Below are 24,535 nucleotides of genomic sequence, written 5' to 3' on the forward strand. Positions count from 1 at the left end.
AAGGGGCGGCAATCGCGGCCGCAGCGGTATTCCGAGCGGAGAGGGGAGATCCAAAACTAGTGCGGGGATCGATGCTAGAGCCGCTCAGCTTTCACCAACAGGTGTATGATCTATGTACTGGGTATCGAAGATCAAACTAGTCACACCCAAAATATTGCCATCAGATTTCCTGATCGTGAGCCTTATGTTTCCGCTACCATTCAATTCACCATCACATGCCAAATCCGTTACGATCCTCGATGCTTCTTTGATGGCGCCGGCATGGTCAGCAAGTTCAATGCCTTCTTCATCGAGAGTTTTTCCATCGCCATTTTCCAAATCAAAGTAATATCGGCTCATGCATTCGTTCCTCTTCTGACACACAAGCCTATTTCAATGATTAAGTTCCTGAAGCTTTGACATTAATGTTTGTTACATTCGTCGGCTGCACTCTGGGTGTCCATCAAGGAAAGTGAACGGCCTCGGGACTCTTACCCGGGTGTTGTGGGCGACGGTTCACTCAGCCGTCAGGTTCCTGTTTTCTCATCGGGGGCTGTTGCTTCCTTCGACTCAGGAGACCCGCGATACCTGAGGTAAATTGACAGGACGACGAGCATCGCTGTGGAGAAAAATTCAGACTGCCAATTCTGGAAAGATTCGAACCAGAACTGGGTATTGGCAAGATAACTGTAGGGAGAGAGGGTGGCATTACCGTGTATGATCGCCTGCGAATTATAAGAGGCGAGACTTGCAAGGAAGTGTCCGGCCAAAGACAAAATGAACAGAACAACCAGTACGAGTCCGAGCGAATGATCGTAGAGCCAACTGCTAGTGCGAGGTACCTCTTTGTTTTCCGCTTCGTCAGGGTCCCGAGACTCTGCTGATCCCCGCTGAAAGAGATAAGCGGTCAGCACGACATATGTCGCCATTTGCAACCATTCACTTTCCCAGTTCTCAAACAGTGCAGACCAAAATGTCTCTTCCTGAAGATAATCGGAGAGTGAGAGCAGCGGCTGCGCATGCATGCTCAGTTCATGATTTTCTTGACTCCAACCGGCCCATATCATGCCGACTATACTTCCAAAGAAGGCCAGTAAAAGCGCGATGGTCAGGCCATTGTCTCGCAGGAAGCGCATTTCGTATCTCCGTGGCTAACATGGTGCGGTGGTATCCAGAGTGCGGTTCGTCCCGAAGCGCGGTCCATCGCCTGGCTCACGATTCTCTTCATGCTATCCAGTTCTCCAAAACTTCCTCCGTCGAAGCCGTTTCAACCTGTTGGGATAATCTTTGATTGTAGAAAAGCTGCATGGCATCGTGGGCCGCGTCGGATGAACTGCACACGGCGTCAGAAACGACAATCACCCTAAATCCCAGATCAACGGCACCTAGCACCGTCGTGAGCACGCATACGTCAGTTTCGCCGCCTGATATAAGAAGTGTATCGGTGCGGCGGTCTCGCAACAGCGCCAAGAGATTGTTCGCCCACCAAGGCGAGTAAACCACCTTGTCCACGACAACCGCCGGCGGAACGAACCTCTTTAGTTCAGGCACGATGTCAACCTTAGACAACTCGACCCGATCCAGCGTGAGGCTGTCCCACCTTTGGTAATATCGCGCCCAGGTCCCGCCTGCTTCATCGGCATTTTTCGCTGGTAGAAAACGGGTGAAGACTGTCATAGAAGGGTCGTGCTCAATGAGCGCGCCAATGGTGGGCAACACCTTGTCGAACCACGGCATAGCCCACGGGCTTTTACCCCTAAACAATTCCTGCATATCGACACAGATGTGGCAGGCGGTGCGGTTAATTCGCCCGAATCTCAGTCCCTCAGCCATAACATTTTCCGAAAGGTAACCGGGCAGGAGAGGAGCGTCATTTGCGACGCTCCTCTTCGTTCAAGCCGCCATTGCGGCCGGATTTAGCGAGCCTTCGGCCAGTACCGTCAACGCCTCATCTGTTTTTGTTTCCTCCTGCAGCGTTGTGACAAGGAGTTTTTGCGCATCTTTCAAACCGAGCTCGCCGGCCCAGCGTGCCAAGGTGCCGTAGCGAGCCATCTCGTAGTGCTCGACTGCTTGAGCTGCGGAGGCAAGTCCGGCATCGAGGGCCGTTTGGCCTTTGAACTCGTCGAGGATTTCGTCGCCTTCGGCAAGAAGACCTTCAATGGCTTCACAGGTCTTTCCACGGGCAGGCTTTCCCAGAATCTCAAATACTTGCTGGAGGCGTTCCACATGCACCTCGGTCTCGTCACGATGCTTTTCAAACGCAGCCTTCAGGTCGGGCGATTTCGCGCCACGTGCCATTTTGGGAAGTGCCTTCAGAATTTTGCGTTCGGCATAGTAGATATCCTTGAGGGTGTCATGGAATAAGGTTTCCAGTGTTTTCTCGGGCATGGTTCCTCTCCTCTCATGCTAGAGCTGCCATCCAGGTGTCTAACTTAAACTATCAAAGTGGCTCGTGGCTTGGACTTAGATGAGACCCCGCCAACGCTAATAAACTTGTGGACGTCAAGAATGTTCCCTTGCTTGGTAACGAACCCACAGCGAGGTTTTTTAGCAGTGCGACTCGCTACACGTGTAATGGAGAGCGGTAGTCCATCCCATTGCCGTCCGCCATTGCGCGACTAGCGGTATCGTATCGCAAGCACGTGCCTATCTGCTAAGCTTGGCCCCTTCATGCGCACCGGACCTCTGACATGAACCAGTCTGGAATTGGGCGAACTTATCCGCCTGCATTATGCCATCATAGAAACCATAGCGCATGCCGCTGTAATTGGGCCTATTGTTCAGCGGGGCGTTGAGTTCGGCGGAAGCCAGTGGCCAGGCGGGTCTGCTGATCCAACGGCTCGCCACCTGCTAAGCCAGCAGAAAACGGACGAGTAGATTAGCTACCAATCCGCCTGCTACAGCTTCGTCTGGTGGAGGACGGAGGGTTGACGAAAGGTTACAATGGTATCTTTATAGGGTTATTCACCGGGTCTAGTTCACGGCACACCAGTGGGGAAGACCGGATTCGGCATGATCGTCCACCATACCGACGCCGAGCGCGAATATGCGTACGACCGCGGTACGGAATTTGGCCGCCTCGACAAGGCGCTGGATGCTGCCGCGGTGAACAGTGGTCTGTCGTGGACATGAAGGCCGACTGGAAGCAGATATTTCCCGATAATTAAGGTAGTTCTCTCAATGATGGTGGTGGACCGCGAACAAGCCTCTGCTTGGCCACCGGTTTCTAGAAGACCCCGTCCGCCTCGCCGCAGTTTCGGTCGAGCGTTTGGCCCTATGGCACCTTGCGGGCCTTCGATTCGGTTATGAGGGCCGAGAATTGGAACGCAGCGATAGCGTCTCCGCAATGAACTGCTCCTGGCGGACTGCGGCTGTCGCGATAACATTTTCATCGCGCAAACCATGGTCGAAGAGCGTCATTACCCTTTTGGCGACGCGGCGGTGCTTTTCCTCAGCGTCGGGAGAAATCGCGAGTGCTCGGCAGGCGCTCCGATGCGCTTGCTCCATTACGTCCCAATCCTCGTGAGAATAGATCTTAAAGGTTCTTAGTTTTCCCATATTACCTCCAGGGACGGTGGGGTCTGGGGGATGACTTTCGTCTTCCACACCCAATTATCATTCGAAGCCTTGATCAACCTTCCGGACACAGTGGCTTTGAGGACGGCTCTGTCTCGCTGGCTCCAGATATTACTCACGGTAACTTCCTGCTCCACAGCCTGCATGGCAATCAGCCACTCATCGCGCAGGCCCTGATCGAACAGGTTCATCACAGTCCTGGCCAGCCGGTTAGCGTTTTCGTGCGTTTTGGGACAGCGATGAAGGATTTCTGATGCTCTGGCATGGGCCCGCTGCATCAGGTCCCATTGCTCGGAAGAATAGTTATGATTGGGAAGGTGAAGCATGGTGTTCTCCCTCTAGTTACGGCGGGAGCGCATTCCAACTCTCAAGCGCCAGTAGCCAAAAATGCCTGGCGACTTTCCCAGCATAGGCCTGATGCGTAACTTGTCATTTAAATATGACACGCTTTGCGGAAATGATGGTTTGCGGCCTTATTCCTTTCGGATGATCTGACCATCGTGTAGGTCAAATACCCCATGCTGCCCGCCTTGCCTGTTGAATGCCTTTTCCAGTTCGCCCCAACAAGCAAGAAAACTGCCGCAGCTGCTACAACTTATCGGCGTGTCGCTGGTGACGTTCTCTGGGATGTTGAGATAAATAGTGCCGCAGCTTTGGCACGCTAGTCCTTGGTCCAACTTCTGATCCATCACCGTTGCCCTCGTGTAAAAGAAGAAGAAGAAGAACGGTAAAATTATATTTTGGTTTAATGCTTTTTCAAGAGCGATCCCACGGAACCAATGTGATTTGAGCGGGTTGCTGCTGACAACGGTGCGAGTCCTAATGATAAGAACAAAGCTTGCGGGGAATGGGACCACAATTAAGCTGCTGCGCAGAAACGTGTCGAGACTCGAGTTTCAACAATCAATGAGGTCGGGCCACTTTCTCCCCATTAATGACGACACTTTTTATGATCTTTTAAAGAGGCTGGAAGAGGCGGAGAAACAACAGCCATAGCCATAGATTCTCCATCGTATTCTGCGCGCGCTGCAGCATGTGCGACGAACTTATACCCAAGCTGAAATACTCGATATGCAGATCGAGAGACTTTATCTAATCCTCTCGCAAGAGCCCGGGAGTTTTGGAGATCAAAGAGTCGTCTTCGAAGGCAGATTGTCCCTGCACTCTGAACTCTGTTCTGGAATTGCAGCGGCGCCCGATTTCCGAATGCGTTCGGCTTCTTCGAGGGCCTCGAAGATCAGGTAAGCCAGCATGGCCTGACCATCTTCGTTGGCCATTGCGCGAAGATGAGCGAGCCTATCGCAAATCACCTCAATCGGCTGTCGGATCGTTTGGTTCATGCACTACTCCCAAGGAGGGCCCGACCTTCTTACTCAAACACAATCCGGGTCGGACCCGCTGGCACTGTGTCAGCAAGAAACATCATGAGCCACCATAGTTAATGAAAGAATAAGCTTGCCAGCGTGTGATCAAGGTGTGGCAGCGGCTGGTGTAAGTCATTGATTTTGTGTGAGCGAAATTACTGCCACACCTGTTGATAACGATTTGAAATCATTCACTTTGACGGGTTCGGGCGAGGCCTCCATTTTCCAAGACCACTCATTCAATCTGCTGATGCTGTTTGTGCCCTGGTGGGTCAAGGCACCGTCAGTTACGGCCGCTGCCCGTGTTCTTCAGGTTGCGCTGCCAGGCTGGTATCGGGTTTGAATATTTGACGGTCCCGTATCGGGGATTGCGCATCTCAACAGTTCCGTTCGGAAGTACCCGGTAGCTTATGCCCGACGCGGTCGTGGCTGAATCGCCGGGCCGGCCTTCGCCGCCGAGAATCCTGTTAAGCGTTGCCGCGTTGCTGCCCGTCACGGCGCGCTGGGTTTGAGCGGATGCGGGTACGGCCATCACCGCAATGGTGCCAAGTGCTAACGCCATCCATGTCCGTTTCATCGAGATCGCCTTTCCTGATGCTGGAACAATGGATTTAGGCCGCTCTGACGGAGTTTGCCAAACACCCTGCGGTAACATTTTCGTTTTCTGGAAATAGTCCGTCGGCGGGTGGCACGCGAAGGTGGGGGCAGAGGCGCGTGCAAAGATGGGGAGGCGGTTCGACCGCCGCCCCGATTGTGGATCAGTCCTTGCACTCTTCCGCTTTGGCCATGGCGGTCGGGTCGCCCTTTTGCTGCGCTTGGACGTCCTGCTGCGAGGTGGCGAGATTCTTGTCTCCGCCGCCTTCGGCATTTGCTAGCGGCATTGTCTGGCCGTCCTTCTGCAAGCTGGCGCTCGGATTGCTGCTCGTCGTCGTGCCGGAGCTTGCCGCGCTGGTCTGATCCTGACTGTTGGCGCTGTTCTCAAGGGGCGCGTGCGTGCCATCCTTGGCCATTCCCTGCTGCGCAGTGGGCTTGATCGATCCGGTCGTCTCGGGGCAAGCCGCAAAAGCGCTGCCGGAGATAAGGGTTATCGCGGCAACCGCCGCCATCATTGGTCCAATCGGCTTCATTTCGATCGTCCTTTGCTGGTTTATCGTGTCTGATAAACCAATCTCAGGAACGATGGTTCCCTCAGTCGTTCGACCGATGCAGCGTAAAGGGATCAGACCATGGGTGATTGCTTTAGCTGGACCTTCGCTCGGAATAGCGCCGATAGACGCCCTTGCCAGCCTTCTTGGCGATGTAGAGCGCGGCATCGCCGCACCACAGCAGGCTTTCGGGCGTGTCGCCATCGCGCGGTGCCAGGGCTGCTCCGATCGTGACGCTGATCGCCACCGGCTCGGCACCGCCGAGATCGTAGGGCTGCGAAACCGCGCCGATGATGCGGTCGGCAACGCTCGCGACTTCGTTGGGAGTCACTTGCAGCAGGACGATGGCAAATTCATCGCCGCCCATGCGATAGACAACATCATTCTTGCGCAGGGAGGACTGCAAACGGTCCGCGACAAGCTTTAGCAAAGTATCGCCTTCTGCGCGGCCGTAACGGTCATTGAAATTCTTGAAGCCGTCAAGATCAATGCAAAGAATTGCAAATTGAAGGCGGTCGTCAAAGTCACTTTGTGCATAAGAACCGCAAAGACTGTCGAGATGTTCCTCAAGCGCGGCTCTATCGGCCAGTCCGGTCAATTCATCCTGGCTTATAGGGAAATCATTGAATCCCTTGATCTCAATCATTTGCTTCGCATTCCTGCCGTTCATCGAACGACTCCGTTTCCTCAAGTATAGAATGACAGGTACGGCCATTGAGTTCAATCCCGGATCGGACGTACGGTTAAAGGATCGCAAGGCCCTTGAGGACACGAAGATGGGCCGACCGGGCGCATTCGTGCCAAAAGTGGTGCAGGGAGGCCTCATTAAAAAAATATCGGAAGCCGCGGGGGATCGCAGCGTTAGTCATTCATTGACGATGATTAAAATTTTTGCCACATCCTCGCTAAAGTTTGTGCTTCGGTCAGGAAATGGTCACGCGGGTGCGGCCATACTGGGAATGGATTCAACGCCGATCCGGCAGGAGCACGTTACGCACTTGCAAGCGATTTGTATTGCAGGTGCCTTTAGGAAAGCTTGTAAGACCATGACGCTGAATTTCGAAGAGCTGCGGATCAAGATGGTCGACAATCAGTTGCGAACGACTGATGTGACCGACAAGCCCTTGCTGCAGGCCTTTCTGGATGTGCCGCGCGAGAAATTTGTTCCGGCTGCGCGCGAACCCCTTGCCTATATCGATGATGATGTCCTGCTTGCCACGACCGATTCCGGCGCGCGCTACCTGATGCAGCCGTCGCCTTTTGCCAAGCTGCTCCAGCTTGCCACCATTCAACCTGGCGATACGGTTCTCGATGTCGGATGCGCCACGGGCTATTCCTCGGCCGTCATTTCGCGAATCGCCAGCAAGGTGGTCGCCGTCGAGAACGAGCCGGAACTTGCCGATGTTGCCCGCTCGGTTTTGCCTTCGCTGGGGATCGAGAATGTCGACATCGAGCAGGGCCCGCTGCAGGCCGGCTGCCCGGCCAAGGCGCCCTTTGATGTAATCATAATTGAGGGTAGCGTTGATCAGGTTCCTGGTACATTATTTGAACAGTTGAAGAATGGGGGGCGACTTGTCGTCGTTGAAGGGGCTGGAAACGCTGGAAAATCAATGCTCTATCTGAAAAACGAGGGAATCGTTTCGGGGCGCCGCGCTTTCAATTCAGCCGTCAAACCGCTTCCTGGCTTTAAAAAAGTGGCGGAGTTCGAGTTCTAAACAACGCCACTTATGAGACAAAAGTGCAACGGTTGACCAGTTTGTTTGCAGATTAGAAATGTGTCTGTGGTCAACTTGTGAATTGACGGGTAATTGAAAACAGACTGTCGAACCGAATGGTTCGGTCGGGGCTATCGAGAGAATGAAGGGGTTTATAGTGTTCAAAGCGGGCAAGCGAGTACTAACCGCGGCGCTGATGTCGGCAACGGTCCTAACCTCTGCGCCTTCAATGGCCGAAACGATCTTTGGCGCGATGGCCAAGGCCTACGATAACAATTCTTCGCTGAATGCCGACCGTGCCGGTGTACGCGTCACCGACGAGGGCGTCGCTGTCGCCAAGTCGCGCTATCGTCCAACGGTCAGCGGTACGGCCGACCTGACGGTACGGCACACCCGCCTGGATCAGTCGAATGCCTTTGGAGTGGATAGCGGCACAAGCAAGACAGGCACTTTCGGGATTGTCGTCAACCAGTTGCTGTTTGATGGCTTCACCACGAGGAACAATGTTGCTTCCGCCAAGACCCAGGTGCTTGCCGCCCGGGAAAACCTGCGCAACAACGAGATGAACCTGCTGTTCAGTGCGGCGCAGGCCTACATGAACGTCTATCTGGCCCGCCAGATCGTCATCCTGCGGCAGAAGAACCTCGAGTTCCTCGATGAGCAGTTGCGCGCTGCCAAGGCGCGATTTGACGTGGGCGAAGGAACGCGTACTGACGTGGCGCAGGCCGAGTCCGAAAAGGCCGCTGCGATCGCAACGCTCAATGTTGCCAAGTCCGATGAGAAGACGGCGGTCGCAACCTATATCCAGATCACCGGATCGAGCCCGGATCGCCTCAAGCCAGCGGCCATGGCAAAGAATTTGCCGCGATCAATGGATCAGGCATTCAGCATCGCCACGTCCAATCATCCGGCGATCCTGTCGACGCAATATGCAGTGGATTCAGCCGGTTATGCGGTGAAGGCCAATGAGGGCCTGCTCCTGCCGCAAGTCAATCTGCAGGCCGATGTTTCCCGCAACGAGATTTTTTCGGGTTCGGAACTTTCGAGCGACGCGGACAACACAACCGCAACGGCTGGAATCCAGGTGACAATCCCGATCTACAGCGGTGGCCGTACATCGGCTCTGGTTCGTCAGTCCAAGGAAACCCTCGGACAGCGGCGGATCGAGGTCGATGTGGCGCGCGACAGCGTACGTCAGGCGATCGCCCAGGCCTACTCGGAAATGGAAGCCGCTCAGGCCTCGATCGTCGCACAGCGATCAGTGGTTGCTGCGGCACAGCTGGCCCTGAATGGTGTTATCGAAGAACGCAAGGTCGGCCAGCGCACCACACTCGACGTGTTGAATGCGCAGGCTGACGTTCTGACCGGCCAGATCAATCTGGCACAGGCCGAGCGAGACAGTGTCGTGACAAGCTATGCCGTTCTTTCGGCAACCGGTCGTCTGACCGCATCACAAATCGGGCTGCAGGTTACAGAATATAGGCCTGAAGAACATTACGAAGCCATCAAGGACAAGTGGATCGGTCTTCGCACGCCTGACGGCCGTTAAGCACTCCAGAGAGCGCACAATTCGTGATTGAAGAATTGCCGTCCGGTCGTTGACCTGGCGGCATTTCTGTCTTTGCTCTCGAGCGGATTCGAGAAAAGTCTGTGGGTTAGTCGCAAAGCTTCACGGTGGGGATTCTCAAACGCAATTCAAGCTTCTACACTTGATACAGATTCGTTGCACCGCACCGAAACAAGATGTAGTAGGCAAGACTGTCATGGCACAATCATCCACTGTGGCGCGTGAACCCTCGATGGAGGAAATTCTCGCATCGATTCGTCGCATCATTGAAGAAAGTGACACGGGCGGCCGAACCGATGACGCCTTGCCGCAGCCCGTCAATTCCGACGTTCCAGCGCGCACGGCAGAGCTGGAGTCGCGGCGGGTTGAACAGGCCGGCGAGGAACAGCTGCCTCCGCGGGAAGGCATTGCCGTTTCGCAACCGATTTCACATCCTTACGAAGCGGCGCTTGGGCGCACGGCTGCCTCGCCACAACAGAGGCCTATCGAGCAGGGTGCCATTGCCGTAATCGAGCCGTTGGCCGAGAGCCCGCAGCCGAAAGCGGCGCCTCTGGCTGCGACACAAGCCACTCCGAGGCCGGATTTCGAGGAAGACGCGCTGGAGGCGTACCTGGCCTCTGCAGAATCGGTCCTCAAACCAGCTGCACCGGTGGAACAGACCTTCATCGCCGAACCGGCCCAGCCTGAGATTGAAGTCGAAGCCGTGGCGACGACTGTGATGCCGCCCGTGGTTGAACATGAAAACGAAGCGAGAGCGGCGGAAGAACCGCTCGATTTCGAGCGGGCACTTGAGCCCATTCTTTCGGAGGCCGCGGAGCGTCAGGTCAGTTCGGCCTTCGAAGACCTCTCATTCGCCGTGCGCAATGAACAACGCCGCTCGTTCGACGAGATTGCCCAGGACCTCATGCGCCCCTTGCTGCAGGAGTGGCTGGACAACAACCTGCCGACACTGGTCGAGCGCCTCGTGCGCGAGGAGATTGAACGTGTGGCACGGGGAGGCCGGCGCTGAAGCCCGGCGCTGCTTAGTTTCCCACAATCACTTTCAAAATCTTTGGCGGCAGATGGCTGCTGCTGGCCGACTCCATGTCCATCGCCGACAGGCGACCGTTTGCAACCGCATCCAGAACACGTTTACAAACGACAGATGGGGCGTGTTCAACCGGTACACGCGCTAGCGTTGCCAAATTTTCGCGGTCATCTTGTGACCGGGCTTTGAAATCGTGAATGCACGACTCGAGTATGGTCTTTTTGTAAGTCGGATCCTGCAGGTTCTTCTTCCATTGCATGCTGCGCATTGGTGCCGAAGTGCAGCCGGCGAAGGCAAAAGATGCCGCGAGTAATATGGTCAGTGACGACATGTAGAGTATGATGGAGTTTTGCATCTTCATCGAAAATTTCTCAAAGAAATGTTGTTGAATGAATTTCTTCTGAATAATCGCTGTGGTTGTAATAAACAATTCAACGAAAGTCGCATGCAGTGCGTTTTCATGTGCGAGCCACGTCAGCATTGACTTATAGGCGGCCATTCGGTTTACACCGTAGCCAATTCCTTTCCGCAAATGACGGACAATTCTTATGCTTGAGAAGACCTATGACGCAGCGGCCGTAGAGCCGGAGATCGCAAGACGCTGGGACGAAGCCGGTGCCTTCAAGGCCGGTGCTGGATCAAAGCCGGGAGCCGATCCCTTTGCGATTGTTATTCCGCCGCCGAACGTGACCGGTTCCCTGCATATGGGCCATGCGCTCAACAACACCATTCAGGACATCCTGGTCCGTTTCGAGCGCATGCGTGGCAAGAACGTGCTCTGGCAGCCCGGAATGGACCATGCGGGTATCGCCACGCAGATGGTGGTCGAGCGGCAGCTGATGGAACGGCAGCAGCCGGGACGTCGTGACATGGGCCGGGAAAAGTTCGTCGAACGGGTCTGGGAGTGGAAGGCCGAGTCGGGCGGCATCATCGCCGGACAGCTGAAGCGTCTTGGCGCCTCGTGCGACTGGTCGCGTGAACGCTTCACGATGGACGAAGGACTCTCGAAGGCGGTTCTGGAAGTGTTTGTAACGCTTTACAAGGAAGGCCTGATCTACAAGGACAAGCGCCTCGTCAACTGGGATCCAAAGCTCCTGACCGCTATTTCGGACCTTGAGGTCGAGCAGCGGGAGATAAAGGGCAACCTCTGGCACTTCCGCTATCCGCTGGAGAATGTAGCGTTCGATCCTGAAAATCCACACACCTACATTGTGGTGGCGACGACGCGGCCGGAAACGATGCTTGGGGATACCGGCGTTGCCGTTAACCCCGACGATTCCCGTTATCATGCGCTGATCGACAACAATGTCGTCCTGCCGCTCGTCGGGCGCCATATCCCGATCGTTGCCGATGACTATGCCGATCCGGAGGCCGGTTCCGGTGCCGTCAAGATTACGCCGGCCCATGATTTCAACGATTTTGAGGTGGGCAAGCGCAATGACCTGCGCCAGATCAATATCCTCAACACGGATGCGTCCATCCATCTGAAGAACAATGACGAGTTTCTGGAAGGACTGGAATCATCAAGAAATCTCAGCCAGCTCATTCATCTGCTGGACGGCCAGGATCGCTTTGCCGCGCGCAAGCTTATCGTCAGCATGATGGAAGAAGGCGGCTATCTCGACAAGATCGAGGAGCACACCCACATGGTTCCGCATGGGGATCGCGGCGGCGTTCCGGTTGAACCCTACCTTACCGACCAGTGGTATGTGAACGCAGCAGAGCTTGCCAAGCCGGCCATTGCCAGTGTGCGGGAGGGCCGGACCAACTTCGTTCCGAAGAACTGGGAAAAGACCTATTTCGAGTGGATGGAGAACATCCAGCCCTGGACGATCTCGCGCCAGTTGTGGTGGGGGCATCAGATACCGGCCTGGTATGGCCCGGACGGACAGATATTCGTAGAGCGCACTGAAGAGGAGGCGCTGAGCGCTGCCATCCAGCACTATCTTGCCCATGAAGGGCCGATGAAGGCCCACGTCCAAAACCTCATCGAGAGCTTCAAACCGGGTGAAATCCTGACGCGCGACGAAGACGTGCTCGACACATGGTTTTCTTCGGCACTGTGGCCGTTCTCGACACTGGGATGGCCGGACAAGACGCCTGAGCTTGCCACCTATTACCAAACGGACGTGCTGGTTACCGGCTTTGATATCATCTTCTTCTGGGTCGCCCGGATGATGATGATGGGCCTGCACTTCATGAATGAAGAGCCCTTCCATACGGTTTACGTACATGCACTGGTCCGTGACAAGAACGGCGCCAAGATGTCGAAATCCAAGGGCAATGTCATAGACCCGCTCGAGCTGATCGATGAGTACGGCGCAGATGCCCTTCGCTTCACCCTGGCGATCATGGCGGCGCAGGGCCGCGATGTGAAGCTCGATCCAAGTCGCATTGCCGGCTACCGCAATTTCGGAACCAAGCTCTGGAATTCGACGCGCTTTGCCGAAATGAACGGGGTCGCCCGCGATCCATCGTTCCGGCCGGAGAATGCGAAACTGACCGTCAATCGCTGGATCCTGACCGAACTTACCAATGCAGCCCGGGATGTCACTGACGGCATCACCAGCTATCGTTTCAACGAGGCTGCCGGTGCTGCCTATCGCTTTGTCTGGAACCAGTTCTGCGATTGGTACATCGAACTCCTGAAGCCGGTGTTCAACGGCGAGGATGCCGAGGCAAAAGCGGAAGCACAGGCCTGCGCCGCATATGTTCTCGACGAAATCTACAAACTGCTGCACCCGTTCATGCCTTTCATGACTGAAGAGCTTTGGGCCCACACAGCGGGCGAGGGGCAAACGCGCGAGACATTGCTGTGCCACGCTGGCTGGCCCACGCCCGAATTTCTCGATGCGGAAGCTGCCGCGGACATCAACTGGCTGATCGATCTGGTGACCGGCATCCGCTCCGTGCGTGCGGAGATGAACGTTCCCGCGTCGGCGATGGCGCCGCTGGTCGTCATCGGCGCCAATGATGTAACACGCGAACGACTGCAGCGCCATGACGCATCAATCAAGTGGCGCGCTCGCGTCGAGACGATTTCATTTGCTGACAATGCACCGAAGGGCTCGGCACAGTTCGTCATCGGCGAAGCCACGGCCTGCCTGCCGCTGGGAAGCCTCATCGACGTAAACGCCGAGATTGCAAGGCTTACCAAGGAAGCCGGCAAGATTGCCGATGAATCGGACAAGATTGGCAAGAAGCTCGGCAACGAGAAATTCGTAGCGAATGCGAAGCCTGAAATTGTCGAGGCGGAACGCGAGCGCCTCGCAGAACTGCGTGCCGCGGCAGAAAAGATCGAAACGGCTATCCGCCGCGTCCGCGAGGCAAGCTGATCCGGCAGTGGTCCGTTCGGGCGAATCTCGGACGGAATTAAATCAGGACTTCCCCTTGTCATGCAGGGGGAAGCTCCCCATTTCAGCCGATGAAAAGCCCCAATTTCGTCATTTTTGAGCGACGTTGCATTTGCGCAACATTGGCTTTTTGGAAGCCAAAAACCTCCGATTTCGGCGCTAACTAATTCGGTCTAATACAGAAAATCGCTGAATCCCGATCAGCTGCGCGCGAAAATTCGGCATTTTGCGTTCCTCCCGCGTTTTTCCGGTTAATCGTCCCGTCGTAAATTCGTTGCACGATTGGCGAGCTTTGTTACCTATTACGTATTGGTAACAATTTTGCTGAACTGTGGTGTGTTCAGGAAGCTTTTTCAGACTTTCGGGGAGGACTAATGTCAAAAGCTATATCAACAATTCTGGGTGGGGCATTGCTTTTGACGGGCGTGGCATCTGTTGCTCAGGCCGGGGGGCTCGAGCGCGGTGGCTATAACTGGGAACTGCTGTTTGAGCCCGGCCGCGTCGCAACGGAAGCTGGCGTGATCTATGTCATGCCAGATCGCCGGATCAAGAATGCCGTGGACACCAATCCTCGCGATGGCAGGGGCGCCAACGGCATCGGCGGCGGCGCGACCTCCGTCGATGAAACACCGGACTATTCCGTTCCGCGTTTTGGTTTCAAGGTAGGCATCACGGATGATGCCGACTGTCTTGCTACATATAGCCAGCCTTGGGGTGTGCACACCGATCCCGGCGCTGACTGGGTGGGTGCAAACCAGAACATCGAAACCAAGATCGACAGCGATGACTACGGCCTGACCTGTTCCTACAAGTTTGCCTTGAGCAAGGGATATCTGCGCGCCATTGGCGGCGTCTCCTATCAGGAACTCGATGGTTTCAAGAACAGGCTGGTGTTCGGCAATATCTTCCAGACACCATATGCCGCGCTTGGCTACGACGGACAGGGCGTTCTTTCGTTGAATGCTGACGGCGTCGGCTGGCGTGCCGGTGTTGCCTATGAGCTTCCGGAATACGCGCTGCGTGCCAGCCTGATCTATAATGCCGAGATCGACCTCGACCAGATCAACGGCACGGTCGACCTGACAGAGATCCCGGGAGCCCTGGCGGGCGTCCTGCGCAACCCGTTCGTCGGCCGCGTGACCGACGTTTACGGCACAGCGACGATGCCGCAATCACTCGATTTCCGTTGGCAAACCGGCATCGCGCCAGATTGGCTTGCGTTTGGTCAGGTGAAGTGGGTCGATTGGAGCGTTCTTGAAGTTGTCGCGTTCTGCCCGACATCAACAAAGGCGCTGGGAGCCTGCGGACCGAGCTCACCCTTCCGCCTGACGTCACTCGACCTGATGTTCCAGGACGGCTGGACGGTCTCTGCCGGCCTTGGCCACAAGTTCAACGACCAGTGGAGTGGTTCGGCTCAGATCAGCTGGGATCGCGGCACGTCGACCGGCCTGACGACGCAGACCGACACCTATCTGCTCTCCGGCGGCGTTTCCTACACGCCGAACAAGAATGTCGAGATCCGCGCCGGCGGCGCAGTGGGCGTGCTGACATCCGGATCGTACGGCCCCACGGCCTGCCCAGGCACGCAAACCTGCGGTACGGACGTGACCTATGACTTTGGCGATGACTTCGTTGGTGCCCTGTCACTTTCGGGCAAGCTCAAGTTCTAAGCCCAACTGTTTGATAACAAAGAAAAGCCCGGCATCGCCGGGCTTTTCTGTTTGGCGCAGCTGGATCGGTGCCCGAAACGGACACCGGGCCAATATTGCGGGCAGATCAAATTTTGTGACGATTCAGCAACACTTCTGCGCGATGATTTGCGGCACGGGGCACAGGGGCAAATTTGCCCATTTTGCGCCACAAACCCGGAGCACCACGAAAGGGCGGCGACCGCGGTTGGTCGAATGGCATGTGCAATAGTGCAGATGTTCCGCACGGGGAAATGATGGACGCAACTTTTCACTTACAGGCAAACAGTTCAAGCCGGTACGCTTTGCCTGACTCCCATGGGGTTTATGATGCGGCTTCCCCAACTCACGCCGATGTTACCGCTGAACGAAGCTTTCGCGCGTCCACTGGCCGTACTATTGCCGGAAATCGGTCAAATGATTGCTGGAATGACGTGCAAGATTTGAACATCCCGCTATTGGCTGCCGTGTGGATGCAGACTGGCGGGTGTAGCACCCGGGCCGATGCTATGGCGCGCGTTGCCGCGACACAGCCGAACGGGGTGAAGAAAGAATACTGCAATGCTCATCGCTGATCGTTTTCTCTCTCCGCTTGTCGGGATTGGCCTTTTGATGAGCGCCATGGCGGGGCCCTGCCTTGCCTTCGATACCCAGAACGAAGTGAAGGAAGACTCCAGCCCTTTTGCCCTCTTCAAGTTCGGATTTTCGGCCTACAAGAATGGTCACAAGGATGAAGCCGTCAAGGCGCTGCGTTTTGCCGCCGAAAAGGGGCATCAGGGCGCTAACTGGAAGCTAGCGCGCATGTATGCCGAGGGCGACGGGGTCAAGGAAGATGACTACCAAGCCTACAAGATGTTCGAGCAGGTCGTCCAGGAAGGTGCAGATCAGGGCACCGAGAATGAGAGCTATGTTGCCGATGCTCTGGTTGCGCTCGCAGGTTATGTGAAGCGCGGCATCCCCAATTCCCCGATCCGCTCCAATCCCGGTGCCGCGCGCGACCTTTACCTGCAGGCTGCGTCCAACTTCGGCGACTCCGATGCACAGTTCGAGCTTGGCAAGATGCTGATGAAGGGCGAGGGTGGTCAGCCCAATCCCAATCAGGCGGCGCGCTGGTTCCGCCTGTCGGCCCAGAAAGGCAATGCGGGGGCGCAGGCGATGCTTGGCAACCTGCTGTTCCAGGCGGGCAAGACGGTGCGTGGCCTCGCCATGATGACAGCTGCCCTTGAACACGCGCCCAAACAGGACCGGGGCTGGATCGGCGACATCCAGGAACAGGCCTTCTCTCTTGCCGACGAGGCCGACCGACGCACTGCGATGGTGCTAGCCGAAGATATCGTCAAGACCGGCGATTTCTGAAACGGTCATTCCTGATTAATTGCAGCGCTCCGACGAAGCCGTCGCGCGTAGTGTCCCTTCCAAGTCCAGTCTATGTAAGAGTGACGATCGTCGTTTTCGCTTCCGCAACAGGCGCCGAAACGCCAGAATAAGTAAAAAACGACCGTCCGAGAAATGTACGGAAAGACTAATAAAAGTAACAGTTTATATAATACGCAATGCTCGTGCATAATTGAGCATTGTATCGGTCATGTGACATCAGGCGATATAAAATCGGGCCGCTCTGTGGTCAATGCGCCGAAAGTATAAGAGCCCGTCTTGAAAGTCTACTGCGGCGGTCATCTGGCGCGATTTTCTGCGTTTCCGGTGCTCACGTACCCGAATGTACGCTGCGCTCCGGTTCTCGGAAGCCACGCCATATGCCTCGCCGCAGCGACTTTCAAAACAGACTCTTAGGCGAAATCTGTACTAGATCTTCTTGGATCAGGGGATGGTTATGGAAATAGCCACCGGCACGTGGTCGGATGGCTTTTCCCAGGCGCGTACATGCTTCTCGATACTGGCGGATTCGAGAAGGTTAGTGGCCTCCGGCGACAGCATCAGGTGGTCGATGCGAATGCCGTTGTTCTTCTGCCAGGCACCCGCCTGATAGTCCCAGAACGTGTAGGCGGCAGCATCGGACACGCTGCGGACGGCGTCGGTAAATCCGAGGTTTTCAAGCCGCCGGAAGGCCTGACGAGTCTCGGGCTGAAAAAGTGCGTCATTGACCCAGGCTTCCGGATTTCTTGCGTCGATCGGTTCGGGAATGACATTGTAGTCACCGGCCAGGATGAGCGGCTCTTCCAAAGCAAGCCGTTCCTCCGCCCAGCGTTCAAGCCGCGCCATCCAGCGCAGTTTGTACGGGAATTTTTCGGTTCCGACCGGATTGCCGTTGGGCAAATAGAGCGAAACGACGCGCAGGACGCCTTTCTCGGTGGAAAAGACCGCCTCGATGAAGCGGGCCTGCTCGTCTTCATCCTCACCCGGAAGGCCACGGGTCACTTCCTCCGGGGATTTCTTGGACAGTATGGCCACGCCATTGAAGCCTTTTTGGCCATGGGTTTCCACGTGATAGCCGAGAGCTTCCAGTTCGAAGCGCGGGAAACCATCGTCAAGGGATTTGATTTCCTGCAGGCAGACAATATCCGGGTTGGATTCCTGCAACCATGCCGTAAGCACTTCTATGCGCGCCTTGACGCCATTGATGTTCCAGGTAACGATTTTCATGGAGATCCCGGTTTGTGTAACAACGGCGGTGCTGGCAAGCGATTGTCAGATGGAGAAACTTGTTCCGCAGCCGCACGACGCAGTCGCGTTGGGGTTGCGGATCTGGAACGACTGACCCATCAGATCATCGACGAAGTCGATTTCGGAGCCGCCAATATAGGGCAGGGAGATCGAATCGATCAGCACTTTCGCGCCGAGCTTTTCGATGACGATATCGTCTTCATCCTGGGCGTCGACCAGATCGTATTTGTAGGAGAAGCCCGAGCAACCACCGCCTTCAACCGAAATGCGCAGGGCGGTTTTTTCCGGTTCAGCCTTCAAGATCGCCGAGATGCGCTTTGCAGCGGCGTCGGAGACGGAAACATTGGCAATTTCGCTCATTCTTCAAAGGTCCTTCGCGGATTGCTCCGCTTGCTATCGCCAAGGATTGACATTGCACTGTCACATCTTGCCGTTCATCATACACAATAGCTAAGAATTGGCGACTGCGAAGTCAACGGCGCGGGGTATCTTGGTGGCACATAAGATGTGCGTGGTTCGACAAGTTCACCATGAGTTGTTCTCACAATGAGGGCAATGGATTGTTTGCGGGGCACCGAGTTGCAGTTCCGCATATGCGATCCACCTACCTCCCTCATGGTGAGCTTGTCGAACCACGCACATGGAAACGCGAAACCTAAGGCAAGAATAAAAATGAGCATGCAGGACATCGGTTTCGGTTACAGGGAGAGAGCGCCCTATGCGTGCGATCCGAACGCGAGTCGGGGCCGACTCGTATCTGAAGCCGAGAGTCCGACGCGTACCATGTTCCAGCGCGACCGCGACCGGATCATTCACTCGACTGCATTCCGGCGGCTGAAGCACAAGACGCAGGTCTTCATCGCGCATGAGGGCGATCACTACCGCACCCGATTGACCCATACGATCGAGGTGGCGCAGATCGCCAGGGCGCTGGCGCGATCGATGCGCCTGGATGAGGACCTCGCCGAGGCCATCGCCCTTGTGCACGACTTTGGCCATACCCCTTTCGGCCACACGGGTGAGGACGCACTCAATGAAAAGATGCGAGCATTCGGTGGCTTCGACCACAACGCCCAGTCCCTGCGCATCGTGACCAGCCTTGAACGGCGTTATGCCGAATTTGACGGGTTGAACCTGACATGGGATACGCTCGAGGGGCTGGTCAAGCACAACGGGCCCCTGATTGGTGCAAGGGGCGAAAGGTTGGGCCATCCGGTGCCCGCAGCAATTCTGGAGTACAATGCCAGACACGATCTGGAACTGGCGCGCTTTGCCTCTCTTGAAGCGCAATGTGCCGCCATCGCCGATGATATCGCCTACAATGCACATGATATCGATGACGGGCTTCGTTCAGGCCTGCTATCGCTTGACGCCCTGGAAGATGTGGCGGTGACCGGAGATATCCTGCGCGCTGTCCGCCAGAAATATCCCCGTCTCGACGATGTGCGCACGTCCCACGAGATCGTCAGGCGACAGATCACGATCATGGTCGAAGACGTGATCCGCACCGCACGGGCCAGTCTCGATGCGCTCAAGCCACAGAAGGTGAGCGATATTCACGATGCCGGGCGGACCATCGTCCGATTTTCAGCGGCGCTGCGCGAACAGGAAAAGATGCTCAAGGCATTCCTCTACAAGAACCTTTATTTTCACGAAAGCGTGGTGCGGGTCCGCAAATCGGCGGACAGGATTGTAAGGGAACTCTTTGACGCCTATCTCGCCGATGAGAAGTGCATGCCGGAAGGCTGGCGTGACGGCCAGAATCGCAGCGACGAGAGTGCCTCTGCGCGGCTTGTTGCGGATTTCCTGGCAGGCATGACCGATACCTATGCTGTGCGCGAGCACCGCAGGTTGTTTGACCATACGCCCGATTTGGCTTAAGGGCAGGGCCAATCGCGGTATAATCGCCGCATCAATGTACAAACCCCGAATGAGTAGACACAAATGAATATCTTCGCCGACTTCGACGCGCGGATCAAAAAAGCCCTGCAAGCGCTTGAATTGAAAACAACCGATGGCGCTGAGGTTGATCTGTCCCGCGTTGGCGTGGAACCGCCCCGCGACCCGAGCCATGGCGATATCGCGACCAATGCGGCCATGGTTTTGTCGAAGGCGGTGGGGCAGAATCCGCGCGATCTTGCGGTCAGGATCGGGGAGGCGCTGAAAAATGACCCGGATGTCGGCTCTGTCGACGTGGCCGGGCCCGGCTTCATCAATCTGCGGCTGAAGGACACCTACTGGCATGGGCAACTCGCCGCCATGCTGAGTGCAGGTCTCGACTACGGCCGGTCGAAGCTCGGCTATGGTCATCGCGTGAATGTCGAATATGTTTCGGCAAATCCGACCGGCCCCATGCATGTCGGCCATTGCCGGGGTGCGGTCGTAGGCGACGCGCTTGCCAATCTTCTGAAGTTTGCCGGGTACAGCGTTGCCAAGGAATATTACATCAACGATGCCGGCGCGCAGATCGATGTCCTCGCGAGTTCAGTCATGCTGCGCTATCGCGAAGCATTGGGCGAGCAGATCGGTGAAATCCCGGCAGGTCTTTATCCGGGCGATTACCTCGTTCCCGTCGGGCAGTCGCTTGCCGCTGATTACGGCACGAAGCTGCTCGAGATGCCGGAAGATGAGGCGATTGCAATCGTCAAAGACAGGACGATCGATGCGATGATGGCGATGATCCGCGACGATCTCGCATCATTGAACGTCCATCACGACGTGTTCTTCTCGGAACGGACACTGCACGCAAACAATGCCAAGCTGATCCGGTCGGCGATCAACGACCTGACGCTGAAGGGGCATGTCTACAAGGGCAAGTTGCCGCCACCCAAGGGACAATTGCCGGAGGATTGGGAAGATCGGGAGCAGACACTGTTCCGGTCGACCGACGTGGGCGACGACATCGACCGGCCGCTCGTCAAGTCCGATGGCCAGTTCACCTATTTCGCCGCCGACGTTGCCTATTTCAAGGACAAGTACGACAGGCACTTTGACGAGATGATCTACGTGCTTGGCGCCGACCATGGCGGCTATATCAAGCGGCTTGAATCTCTCGCACGCGCCGTTTCGGGCGGTACAGCCAAGCTCACAGTCCTGATCTGCCAGCTGGTCAAGCTCTATCGCAATGGCGAACCTGTCAGAATGTCGAAACGTTCGGGCGAATTCGTCACGCTGCGCGATGTGGTGGAGGAAGTCGGGCGTGATCCTGTCCGGTTCATGATGCTGTACCGGAAGAATGACGCGCCGCTGGATTTCGATTTCGCCAAGGTTACCGAGCATTCCAAGGACAATCCGGTTTTCTACGTGCAGTATGCTTCGGCGCGCTGCCATTCGGTTTTCAGGCAGGCAATAGAGCAGCTTGGCCTTGGCGAGGAAGCGTTGGCTGCCAGCGCCCAGCATTTCGGCCTGCTGACGGATGAGAGCGAAATTGCGCTTATCCGCAAGCTTGCGGAGTACCCGCGGCTCATCGAAACGGCAGCCTTGCACCAGGAGCCGCACAGGCTTGCTTTCTACCTGTATGACCTGGCAAGTTCGCTGCATACGCAGTGGAACAGGGGAACCGAAAATCCGGACTTACGTTTTATTAAGGTTAACGATCCAAACTTGTCCCAAGCCAGGCTAGGGCTGGTTCAGGTTGTTTCGAAAGTCCTGGCGTCCGGATTGACAATTATAGGTGCGGACGCTCCGACTGAAATGCGCTAAGGCGCAGAAATCCTGTCAACTTTTGCCCACATTGCGCTGGTATGGCCAATGCGTGACGTTTTTTTACGTCCACAGTTGAGAGTACAGGATTAACGCCATGGCGGACAATTATATTCAGCGTTCTCACCGGCAGGATGATTCGCAACTCGGCAATGACGATCCCTTGATGGAGCTTTCCCGTATCATGGGAACGCCGGACGAGGAGTCGTCAGCGGGGTCGAATGACGATCTTGCTCTGGATCTCGAACGCGAGCTGATGGGAGGCTTCGATGAGCAAGCCGTTCCGCAGTCCGCCGGGGCTCTCCCCGATGATCAGCAGGCGGTCGACGACGACCGCTTTGCCGTCCAGGAATTCCAGGACTCCATTGAGCGCGAACTGGGGATGAGCGAGCCGTCTGTGATCGCTGCAGCCGTTGCGGCCTACGAAGAACCTGATTACGCCGATTACGAGCCCGACACGTCCTATGCGGATGGTGAGACCGGCGAAGGTGTGACGCCTCAAACCAGCGTCGAAGCAGTTGCCTCCCCGTACGAAGAGGGTGCGGCGGTTGCGGCGCCACCGGTTAGCCTTGAAGATGAGCTGGAGACGTTGCTGGCAGGATCGGCACAGCCGGTCGTGCAAAGGTCAGCCAATGCCTCGTGGGGGTATGGTTCGCAGGCGCAGGTCGCAGGGCGGACAGAACCGGCACCCGTCATCAGTCGGATGACCAGCTACCAGACACCAGCAGCTCCGGAACCGGATCTCGAGCAGGTCGAGCCGGCAGCTGAAGCTGAGATCTCCCAGGCTGCGCCAGTGCAGGAGCCGGTCATCTATGATGCGACCGAGGAGCAGGCGCAGCATTCCGAGCACGAAGATTTTGACGCTGAAGAGCTGATGGCAGCGTTCGACGATTTCGACGTGCACGCCACAGTCAACGATGAGGTCGAGGAAGAAGCTGCCGTTGAACAGGAGGCCGCAGCCGAGTCCAGCGAGCCTGTGTTCCCGCGCTACCATAGCGTCGTGCAGCCTGAAGCCACCGTTCGTGAACCGATATCCGTGCCGGTGGCAAGCCCGATTGCAAGCGCGCCAAGATTGCCTGAGGTGCATGATCTGAGCGACTATGCGGATGAGCTTGACCGTGCAGCCGCATCGCTGGACGCTCCCGACGTCGATACTGTGGCGGTGACGGAGAACCGGGTCGAGTATACGGAGGCACTTGATCTGCCGGCCGTGCATTACGAGGACGATGCGCCGGCCAATAACGGACTTGGCGAGCTTGAAAGCGAATTTGCCGAGGTGTTCGGCTCGATCGAGGCGGAAGATCCTCGGACGGGCTACGCGGCTCATGAAGAGACGCCGAAGTCCGAGACCGAACAGGATCAGTATGCCGATATTTTCGCCGATGTTTTTGGCAACCAGGCGGAACAGGGACCACACAGTCCGTCGAGCTATGCCGCGGCCGCTGCCGGAGCTGCCGCCGTTGGGATGGCCGGAGTCGCGGCTGCAAAGAGCCGGGCACAGGCCTATCAGCATGGTCCTGAAGAGGATTCGGACTTTGCCTATGATCCACAGCGCGACGAGGTGGATATTGCCGCGACGCCCTACGGACAACAGGACGGAAAGAGGCAGCGCAGCAGTTTCTTCGTGCCCGGCGTGGCCGCAGCCGTCGTGCTTGTCGCTGTCGCAGGCGCTGTCGCCTACAAATGGACTAGCGGATCGGGCGGCGAGCCCGTCGTCATCACTGCCGACAAGACGCCGATCAAGGTTCAGCCGGAGACCACCGGCACCGCGGTCGTTCCCAACCAGGACAAGGCCGTATACGACAAGGGCGCGACCATCGCTCCCGAAGCGCCGAAACAGGATCAGCTGGTGACAACGCGTGAAGATCCGGTCGATCTCGCAGCGGATGAAGACGAAGACATGCCTGCAACCGACAAGGTCGAGGAGCGGGTTGATCCGGCCATTGAAGATGTTGCATCCAGCGAGCCGCCAGCACAGCGCAACGGCGCTATTGCGCCGCGCAAGGTGCAGACAATGGTCGTCAAGCCGGACGGAACGATGGTTGCCGCCATTCCTCAGGAAGGCGAGGCGTTGAGCACCGGTCCTGCCGTTGCGCCAGTTGATCGCCCCGAGGCACCCGCTTCGGCAGCATCGGACGCCCTTGCGCCGGTTGCCTCGAATGCACCTGCGCCTGCCGCCGACACGATCCCGCTGCCGGATGAATCTGCCGATGATGCAATTGGCTCACTTGTCCAGGGCAATGATCTGCCTGCGCCGCCGCAAGCCGCCGAGGCACCCGCACCGGCTCCCGTTGCTGCCAAGCCTGCAGCAGCAACACCGGCGCCTGCGGCTGGAAACCTGCCTGCCAAGCCTGTCGAAACGAAGAAGATTACGCAGGAAACGGTGGCCACCGCTCCGAAGAATATCCCTGTGGTTGAATCACGGCCTGCCGAACAGCCGCTTGATATTGTCGATCGCGTACCGCCCAAGAATGCCGCGGGTCAGCAAGTGGCGTCCACGGCTCCTGCAGCGGGCAGCTACATGATCCAGATCGCCTCGCAACCGAATGTGGAAGGTGCGCAGAAGACCTACGCCACGCTCTCACAGAGATATGCAAGCGTGATCGGCGGGCGTGGCGTCGACATCAAGCAGGCGGAAATCGCCGGCAAGGGTACGTTCTTCCGTGTCCGGATACCTGCGGGTTCCAAGGCGGACGCGGTCGCTCTCTGCACCAAGTACAAGTCGGCCGGTGGTAGCTGTTTCGTCACCCAGTAGGGTCGCCACCATGGACGTGAAAAGGCGGCCACGGCCGCCTTT

21 protein-coding genes and 1 pseudogene are annotated in these 24,535 nt (G+C 56.7%); 10 read left to right on the forward strand and 12 right to left on the reverse strand.

Annotated elements, in window-relative coordinates; genetic code table 11:
• Positions 1-84: 84 nt before the first annotated feature.
• The 4 genes from K9U38_RS02305 to K9U38_RS02320 all read right to left on the reverse strand — a co-directional run bounded on the left by K9U38_RS02305 (position 85) and on the right by K9U38_RS02320 (position 2,367).
• On the reverse strand, positions 85-339 hold the full coding sequence (locus K9U38_RS02305; protein ID WP_224492711.1) for a DUF6894 family protein: 255 nt from the start codon (positions 337-339) through the stop codon (positions 85-87).
• Positions 340-506: 167 nt separating this feature from the next.
• Positions 507-1,115 carry a DUF6766 family protein gene (locus tag K9U38_RS02310; RefSeq protein ID WP_224492712.1) on the reverse strand — a complete coding sequence of 203 codons (609 nt, stop codon included), beginning with the start codon at positions 1,113-1,115 and terminating at the stop codon, positions 507-509.
• 88 nt (positions 1,116-1,203) lie between these two features.
• On the reverse strand, positions 1,204-1,812 hold the full coding sequence (locus K9U38_RS02315) for a cysteine hydrolase family protein (RefSeq protein ID WP_224492713.1): 609 nt from the start codon (positions 1,810-1,812) through the stop codon (positions 1,204-1,206).
• Between the two features lie 60 nt (positions 1,813-1,872).
• Positions 1,873-2,367, reverse strand: a complete 495-nt coding sequence (locus K9U38_RS02320) for a YciE/YciF ferroxidase family protein (protein ID WP_224492714.1) — start codon at positions 2,365-2,367, stop codon at positions 1,873-1,875.
• 606 nt (positions 2,368-2,973) lie between these two features.
• On the opposite strand from K9U38_RS02320, the pseudogene K9U38_RS02325 reads away from it, so the two are divergent.
• Positions 2,974-3,146: pseudogene (locus tag K9U38_RS02325) on the forward strand (haloacid dehalogenase-like hydrolase); the annotation flags it as partial.
• 378 nt (positions 3,147-3,524) lie between these two features.
• On the opposite strand, the gene K9U38_RS02330 reads toward K9U38_RS02325, so the two are convergent.
• From K9U38_RS02330 to K9U38_RS02350, 5 genes are all read right to left on the reverse strand, one after another.
• The gene (locus tag K9U38_RS02330) at positions 3,525-3,881 is read right to left on the reverse strand and encodes a hypothetical protein (protein ID WP_224492715.1); all 357 of its coding nucleotides are present in this window, start codon (positions 3,879-3,881) and stop codon (positions 3,525-3,527) included.
• Positions 3,882-4,682: 801 nt separating this feature from the next.
• On the reverse strand, positions 4,683-4,895 hold the full coding sequence (locus tag K9U38_RS02335) for a hypothetical protein (protein ID WP_224492716.1): 213 nt from the start codon (positions 4,893-4,895) through the stop codon (positions 4,683-4,685).
• A gap of 307 nt (positions 4,896-5,202) precedes the next feature.
• Positions 5,203-5,496 (reverse strand): hypothetical protein, encoded by a 294-nt coding sequence (locus K9U38_RS02340; protein ID WP_224492717.1) that lies wholly within the window; start codon positions 5,494-5,496, stop codon positions 5,203-5,205.
• Positions 5,497-5,677: 181 nt separating this feature from the next.
• On the reverse strand, positions 5,678-6,046 hold the full coding sequence (locus K9U38_RS02345) for a hypothetical protein (RefSeq protein WP_224492718.1): 369 nt from the start codon (positions 6,044-6,046) through the stop codon (positions 5,678-5,680).
• A gap of 112 nt (positions 6,047-6,158) precedes the next feature.
• The gene (locus K9U38_RS02350) at positions 6,159-6,734 is read right to left on the reverse strand and encodes a GGDEF domain-containing protein (protein ID WP_224492719.1); all 576 of its coding nucleotides are present in this window, start codon (positions 6,732-6,734) and stop codon (positions 6,159-6,161) included.
• A 376-nt stretch (positions 6,735-7,110) separates the two neighbouring features.
• Between K9U38_RS02350 and K9U38_RS02355 the strand changes: the two genes are divergently transcribed.
• The 3 genes from K9U38_RS02355 (at position 7,111) to K9U38_RS02365 (ending at position 10,355) form a co-directional block, all read left to right on the forward strand.
• Positions 7,111-7,779: a protein-L-isoaspartate O-methyltransferase family protein gene (locus tag K9U38_RS02355; protein WP_224492720.1), complete on the forward strand. Its 669-nt coding sequence runs from the start codon at positions 7,111-7,113 to the stop codon at positions 7,777-7,779.
• Between the two features lie 142 nt (positions 7,780-7,921).
• Complete coding sequence (locus K9U38_RS02360; RefSeq protein WP_224492721.1) at positions 7,922-9,328, forward strand: TolC family outer membrane protein; 1,407 nt, start codon at positions 7,922-7,924, stop codon at positions 9,326-9,328.
• A gap of 214 nt (positions 9,329-9,542) precedes the next feature.
• On the forward strand, positions 9,543-10,355 hold the full coding sequence (locus K9U38_RS02365; RefSeq protein ID WP_224492722.1) for a PopZ family protein: 813 nt from the start codon (positions 9,543-9,545) through the stop codon (positions 10,353-10,355).
• 13 nt (positions 10,356-10,368) lie between these two features.
• On the opposite strand, the gene K9U38_RS02370 is transcribed toward K9U38_RS02365, so the two are convergent.
• The gene (locus K9U38_RS02370) at positions 10,369-10,872 is read right to left on the reverse strand and encodes a hypothetical protein (RefSeq protein ID WP_224492723.1); all 504 of its coding nucleotides are present in this window, start codon (positions 10,870-10,872) and stop codon (positions 10,369-10,371) included.
• Between the two features lie 49 nt (positions 10,873-10,921).
• Here K9U38_RS02370 and K9U38_RS02375 point away from each other — a divergent pair, with 49 nt between their 5' ends.
• The 3 genes from K9U38_RS02375 to K9U38_RS02385 all read left to right on the forward strand — a co-directional run bounded on the left by K9U38_RS02375 (position 10,922) and on the right by K9U38_RS02385 (position 16,770).
• Entirely contained in the window at positions 10,922-13,708 is a 2,787-nt protein-coding gene (locus K9U38_RS02375) for a valine--tRNA ligase (protein ID WP_224492724.1), read from the forward strand.
• 392 nt (positions 13,709-14,100) lie between these two features.
• Positions 14,101-15,396, forward strand: a complete 1,296-nt coding sequence (locus tag K9U38_RS02380; protein ID WP_224492725.1) for an OmpP1/FadL family transporter — start codon at positions 14,101-14,103, stop codon at positions 15,394-15,396.
• 579 nt (positions 15,397-15,975) lie between these two features.
• Positions 15,976-16,770 (forward strand): tetratricopeptide repeat protein, encoded by a 795-nt coding sequence (locus tag K9U38_RS02385; RefSeq protein ID WP_370631805.1) that lies wholly within the window; start codon positions 15,976-15,978, stop codon positions 16,768-16,770.
• Positions 16,771-17,232: 462 nt separating this feature from the next.
• On the opposite strand, the gene xth is transcribed toward K9U38_RS02385, so the two are convergent.
• Positions 17,233-18,015, reverse strand: coding sequence for an exodeoxyribonuclease III (gene xth, locus K9U38_RS02390; protein WP_224492726.1), 783 nt, complete (start codon positions 18,013-18,015; stop codon positions 17,233-17,235).
• Between the two features lie 45 nt (positions 18,016-18,060).
• Complete coding sequence (gene erpA / locus K9U38_RS02395; protein WP_255606885.1) at positions 18,061-18,396, reverse strand: iron-sulfur cluster insertion protein ErpA; 336 nt, start codon at positions 18,394-18,396, stop codon at positions 18,061-18,063.
• A 312-nt stretch (positions 18,397-18,708) separates the two neighbouring features.
• Between erpA and K9U38_RS02400 the strand changes: the two genes are divergently transcribed.
• The 3 genes from K9U38_RS02400 (at position 18,709) to K9U38_RS02410 (ending at position 24,493) form a co-directional block, all read left to right on the forward strand.
• Positions 18,709-19,917 (forward strand): deoxyguanosinetriphosphate triphosphohydrolase, encoded by a 1,209-nt coding sequence (locus tag K9U38_RS02400; RefSeq protein ID WP_224492727.1) that lies wholly within the window; start codon positions 18,709-18,711, stop codon positions 19,915-19,917.
• A gap of 63 nt (positions 19,918-19,980) precedes the next feature.
• Entirely contained in the window at positions 19,981-21,738 is a 1,758-nt protein-coding gene (gene argS / locus K9U38_RS02405; protein WP_224492728.1) for an arginine--tRNA ligase, read from the forward strand.
• Between the two features lie 97 nt (positions 21,739-21,835).
• The gene (locus tag K9U38_RS02410; protein WP_224492729.1) at positions 21,836-24,493 is read left to right on the forward strand and encodes an SPOR domain-containing protein; all 2,658 of its coding nucleotides are present in this window, start codon (positions 21,836-21,838) and stop codon (positions 24,491-24,493) included.
• Positions 24,494-24,535: the final 42 nt, after the last annotated feature.

The organism is Phyllobacterium lublinensis (assembly GCF_020164435.1).
GTDB classification, from domain to species: domain Bacteria; phylum Pseudomonadota; class Alphaproteobacteria; order Rhizobiales; family Rhizobiaceae; genus Phyllobacterium; species Phyllobacterium lublinensis.

Excerpts from the sequence above, each read along its gene's own strand:
- K9U38_RS02400 (WP_224492727.1), top strand. The coding sequence starts at position 18,709 with ATGAGCATGCAGGACATCGGTTTCGGTTACAGGGAGAGAGCGCCCTAT.
- K9U38_RS02335 (WP_224492716.1), bottom strand. The coding sequence starts at position 4,895 with ATGAACCAAACGATCCGACAGCCGATTGAGGTGATTTGCGATAGGCTC.
- K9U38_RS02365 (WP_224492722.1), top strand. The coding sequence starts at position 9,543 with ATGGCACAATCATCCACTGTGGCGCGTGAACCCTCGATGGAGGAAATT.
- K9U38_RS02315 (WP_224492713.1), bottom strand. The coding sequence starts at position 1,812 with ATGGCTGAGGGACTGAGATTCGGGCGAATTAACCGCACCGCCTGCCAC.
- K9U38_RS02380 (WP_224492725.1), top strand. The coding sequence starts at position 14,101 with ATGTCAAAAGCTATATCAACAATTCTGGGTGGGGCATTGCTTTTGACG.
- K9U38_RS02330 (WP_224492715.1), bottom strand. The coding sequence starts at position 3,881 with ATGCTTCACCTTCCCAATCATAACTATTCTTCCGAGCAATGGGACCTG.
- K9U38_RS02305 (WP_224492711.1), bottom strand. The coding sequence starts at position 339 with ATGAGCCGATATTACTTTGATTTGGAAAATGGCGATGGAAAAACTCTC.
- K9U38_RS02340 (WP_224492717.1), bottom strand. The coding sequence starts at position 5,496 with ATGAAACGGACATGGATGGCGTTAGCACTTGGCACCATTGCGGTGATG.
- K9U38_RS02410 (WP_224492729.1), top strand. The coding sequence starts at position 21,836 with ATGGCGGACAATTATATTCAGCGTTCTCACCGGCAGGATGATTCGCAA.
- K9U38_RS02370 (WP_224492723.1), bottom strand. The coding sequence starts at position 10,872 with ATGGCCGCCTATAAGTCAATGCTGACGTGGCTCGCACATGAAAACGCA.
- xth (WP_224492726.1), bottom strand. The coding sequence starts at position 18,015 with ATGAAAATCGTTACCTGGAACATCAATGGCGTCAAGGCGCGCATAGAA.
- K9U38_RS02360 (WP_224492721.1), top strand. The coding sequence starts at position 7,922 with ATGAAGGGGTTTATAGTGTTCAAAGCGGGCAAGCGAGTACTAACCGCG.
- erpA (WP_255606885.1), bottom strand. The coding sequence starts at position 18,396 with ATGAGCGAAATTGCCAATGTTTCCGTCTCCGACGCCGCTGCAAAGCGC.
- K9U38_RS02375 (WP_224492724.1), top strand. The coding sequence starts at position 10,922 with ATGCTTGAGAAGACCTATGACGCAGCGGCCGTAGAGCCGGAGATCGCA.
- K9U38_RS02345 (WP_224492718.1), bottom strand. The coding sequence starts at position 6,046 with ATGAAGCCGATTGGACCAATGATGGCGGCGGTTGCCGCGATAACCCTT.
- K9U38_RS02355 (WP_224492720.1), top strand. The coding sequence starts at position 7,111 with ATGACGCTGAATTTCGAAGAGCTGCGGATCAAGATGGTCGACAATCAG.
- K9U38_RS02385 (WP_370631805.1), top strand. The coding sequence starts at position 15,976 with ATGCTCATCGCTGATCGTTTTCTCTCTCCGCTTGTCGGGATTGGCCTT.
- argS (WP_224492728.1), top strand. The coding sequence starts at position 19,981 with ATGAATATCTTCGCCGACTTCGACGCGCGGATCAAAAAAGCCCTGCAA.
- K9U38_RS02310 (WP_224492712.1), bottom strand. The coding sequence starts at position 1,115 with ATGCGCTTCCTGCGAGACAATGGCCTGACCATCGCGCTTTTACTGGCC.
- K9U38_RS02320 (WP_224492714.1), bottom strand. The coding sequence starts at position 2,367 with ATGCCCGAGAAAACACTGGAAACCTTATTCCATGACACCCTCAAGGAT.
- K9U38_RS02350 (WP_224492719.1), bottom strand. The coding sequence starts at position 6,734 with ATGAACGGCAGGAATGCGAAGCAAATGATTGAGATCAAGGGATTCAAT.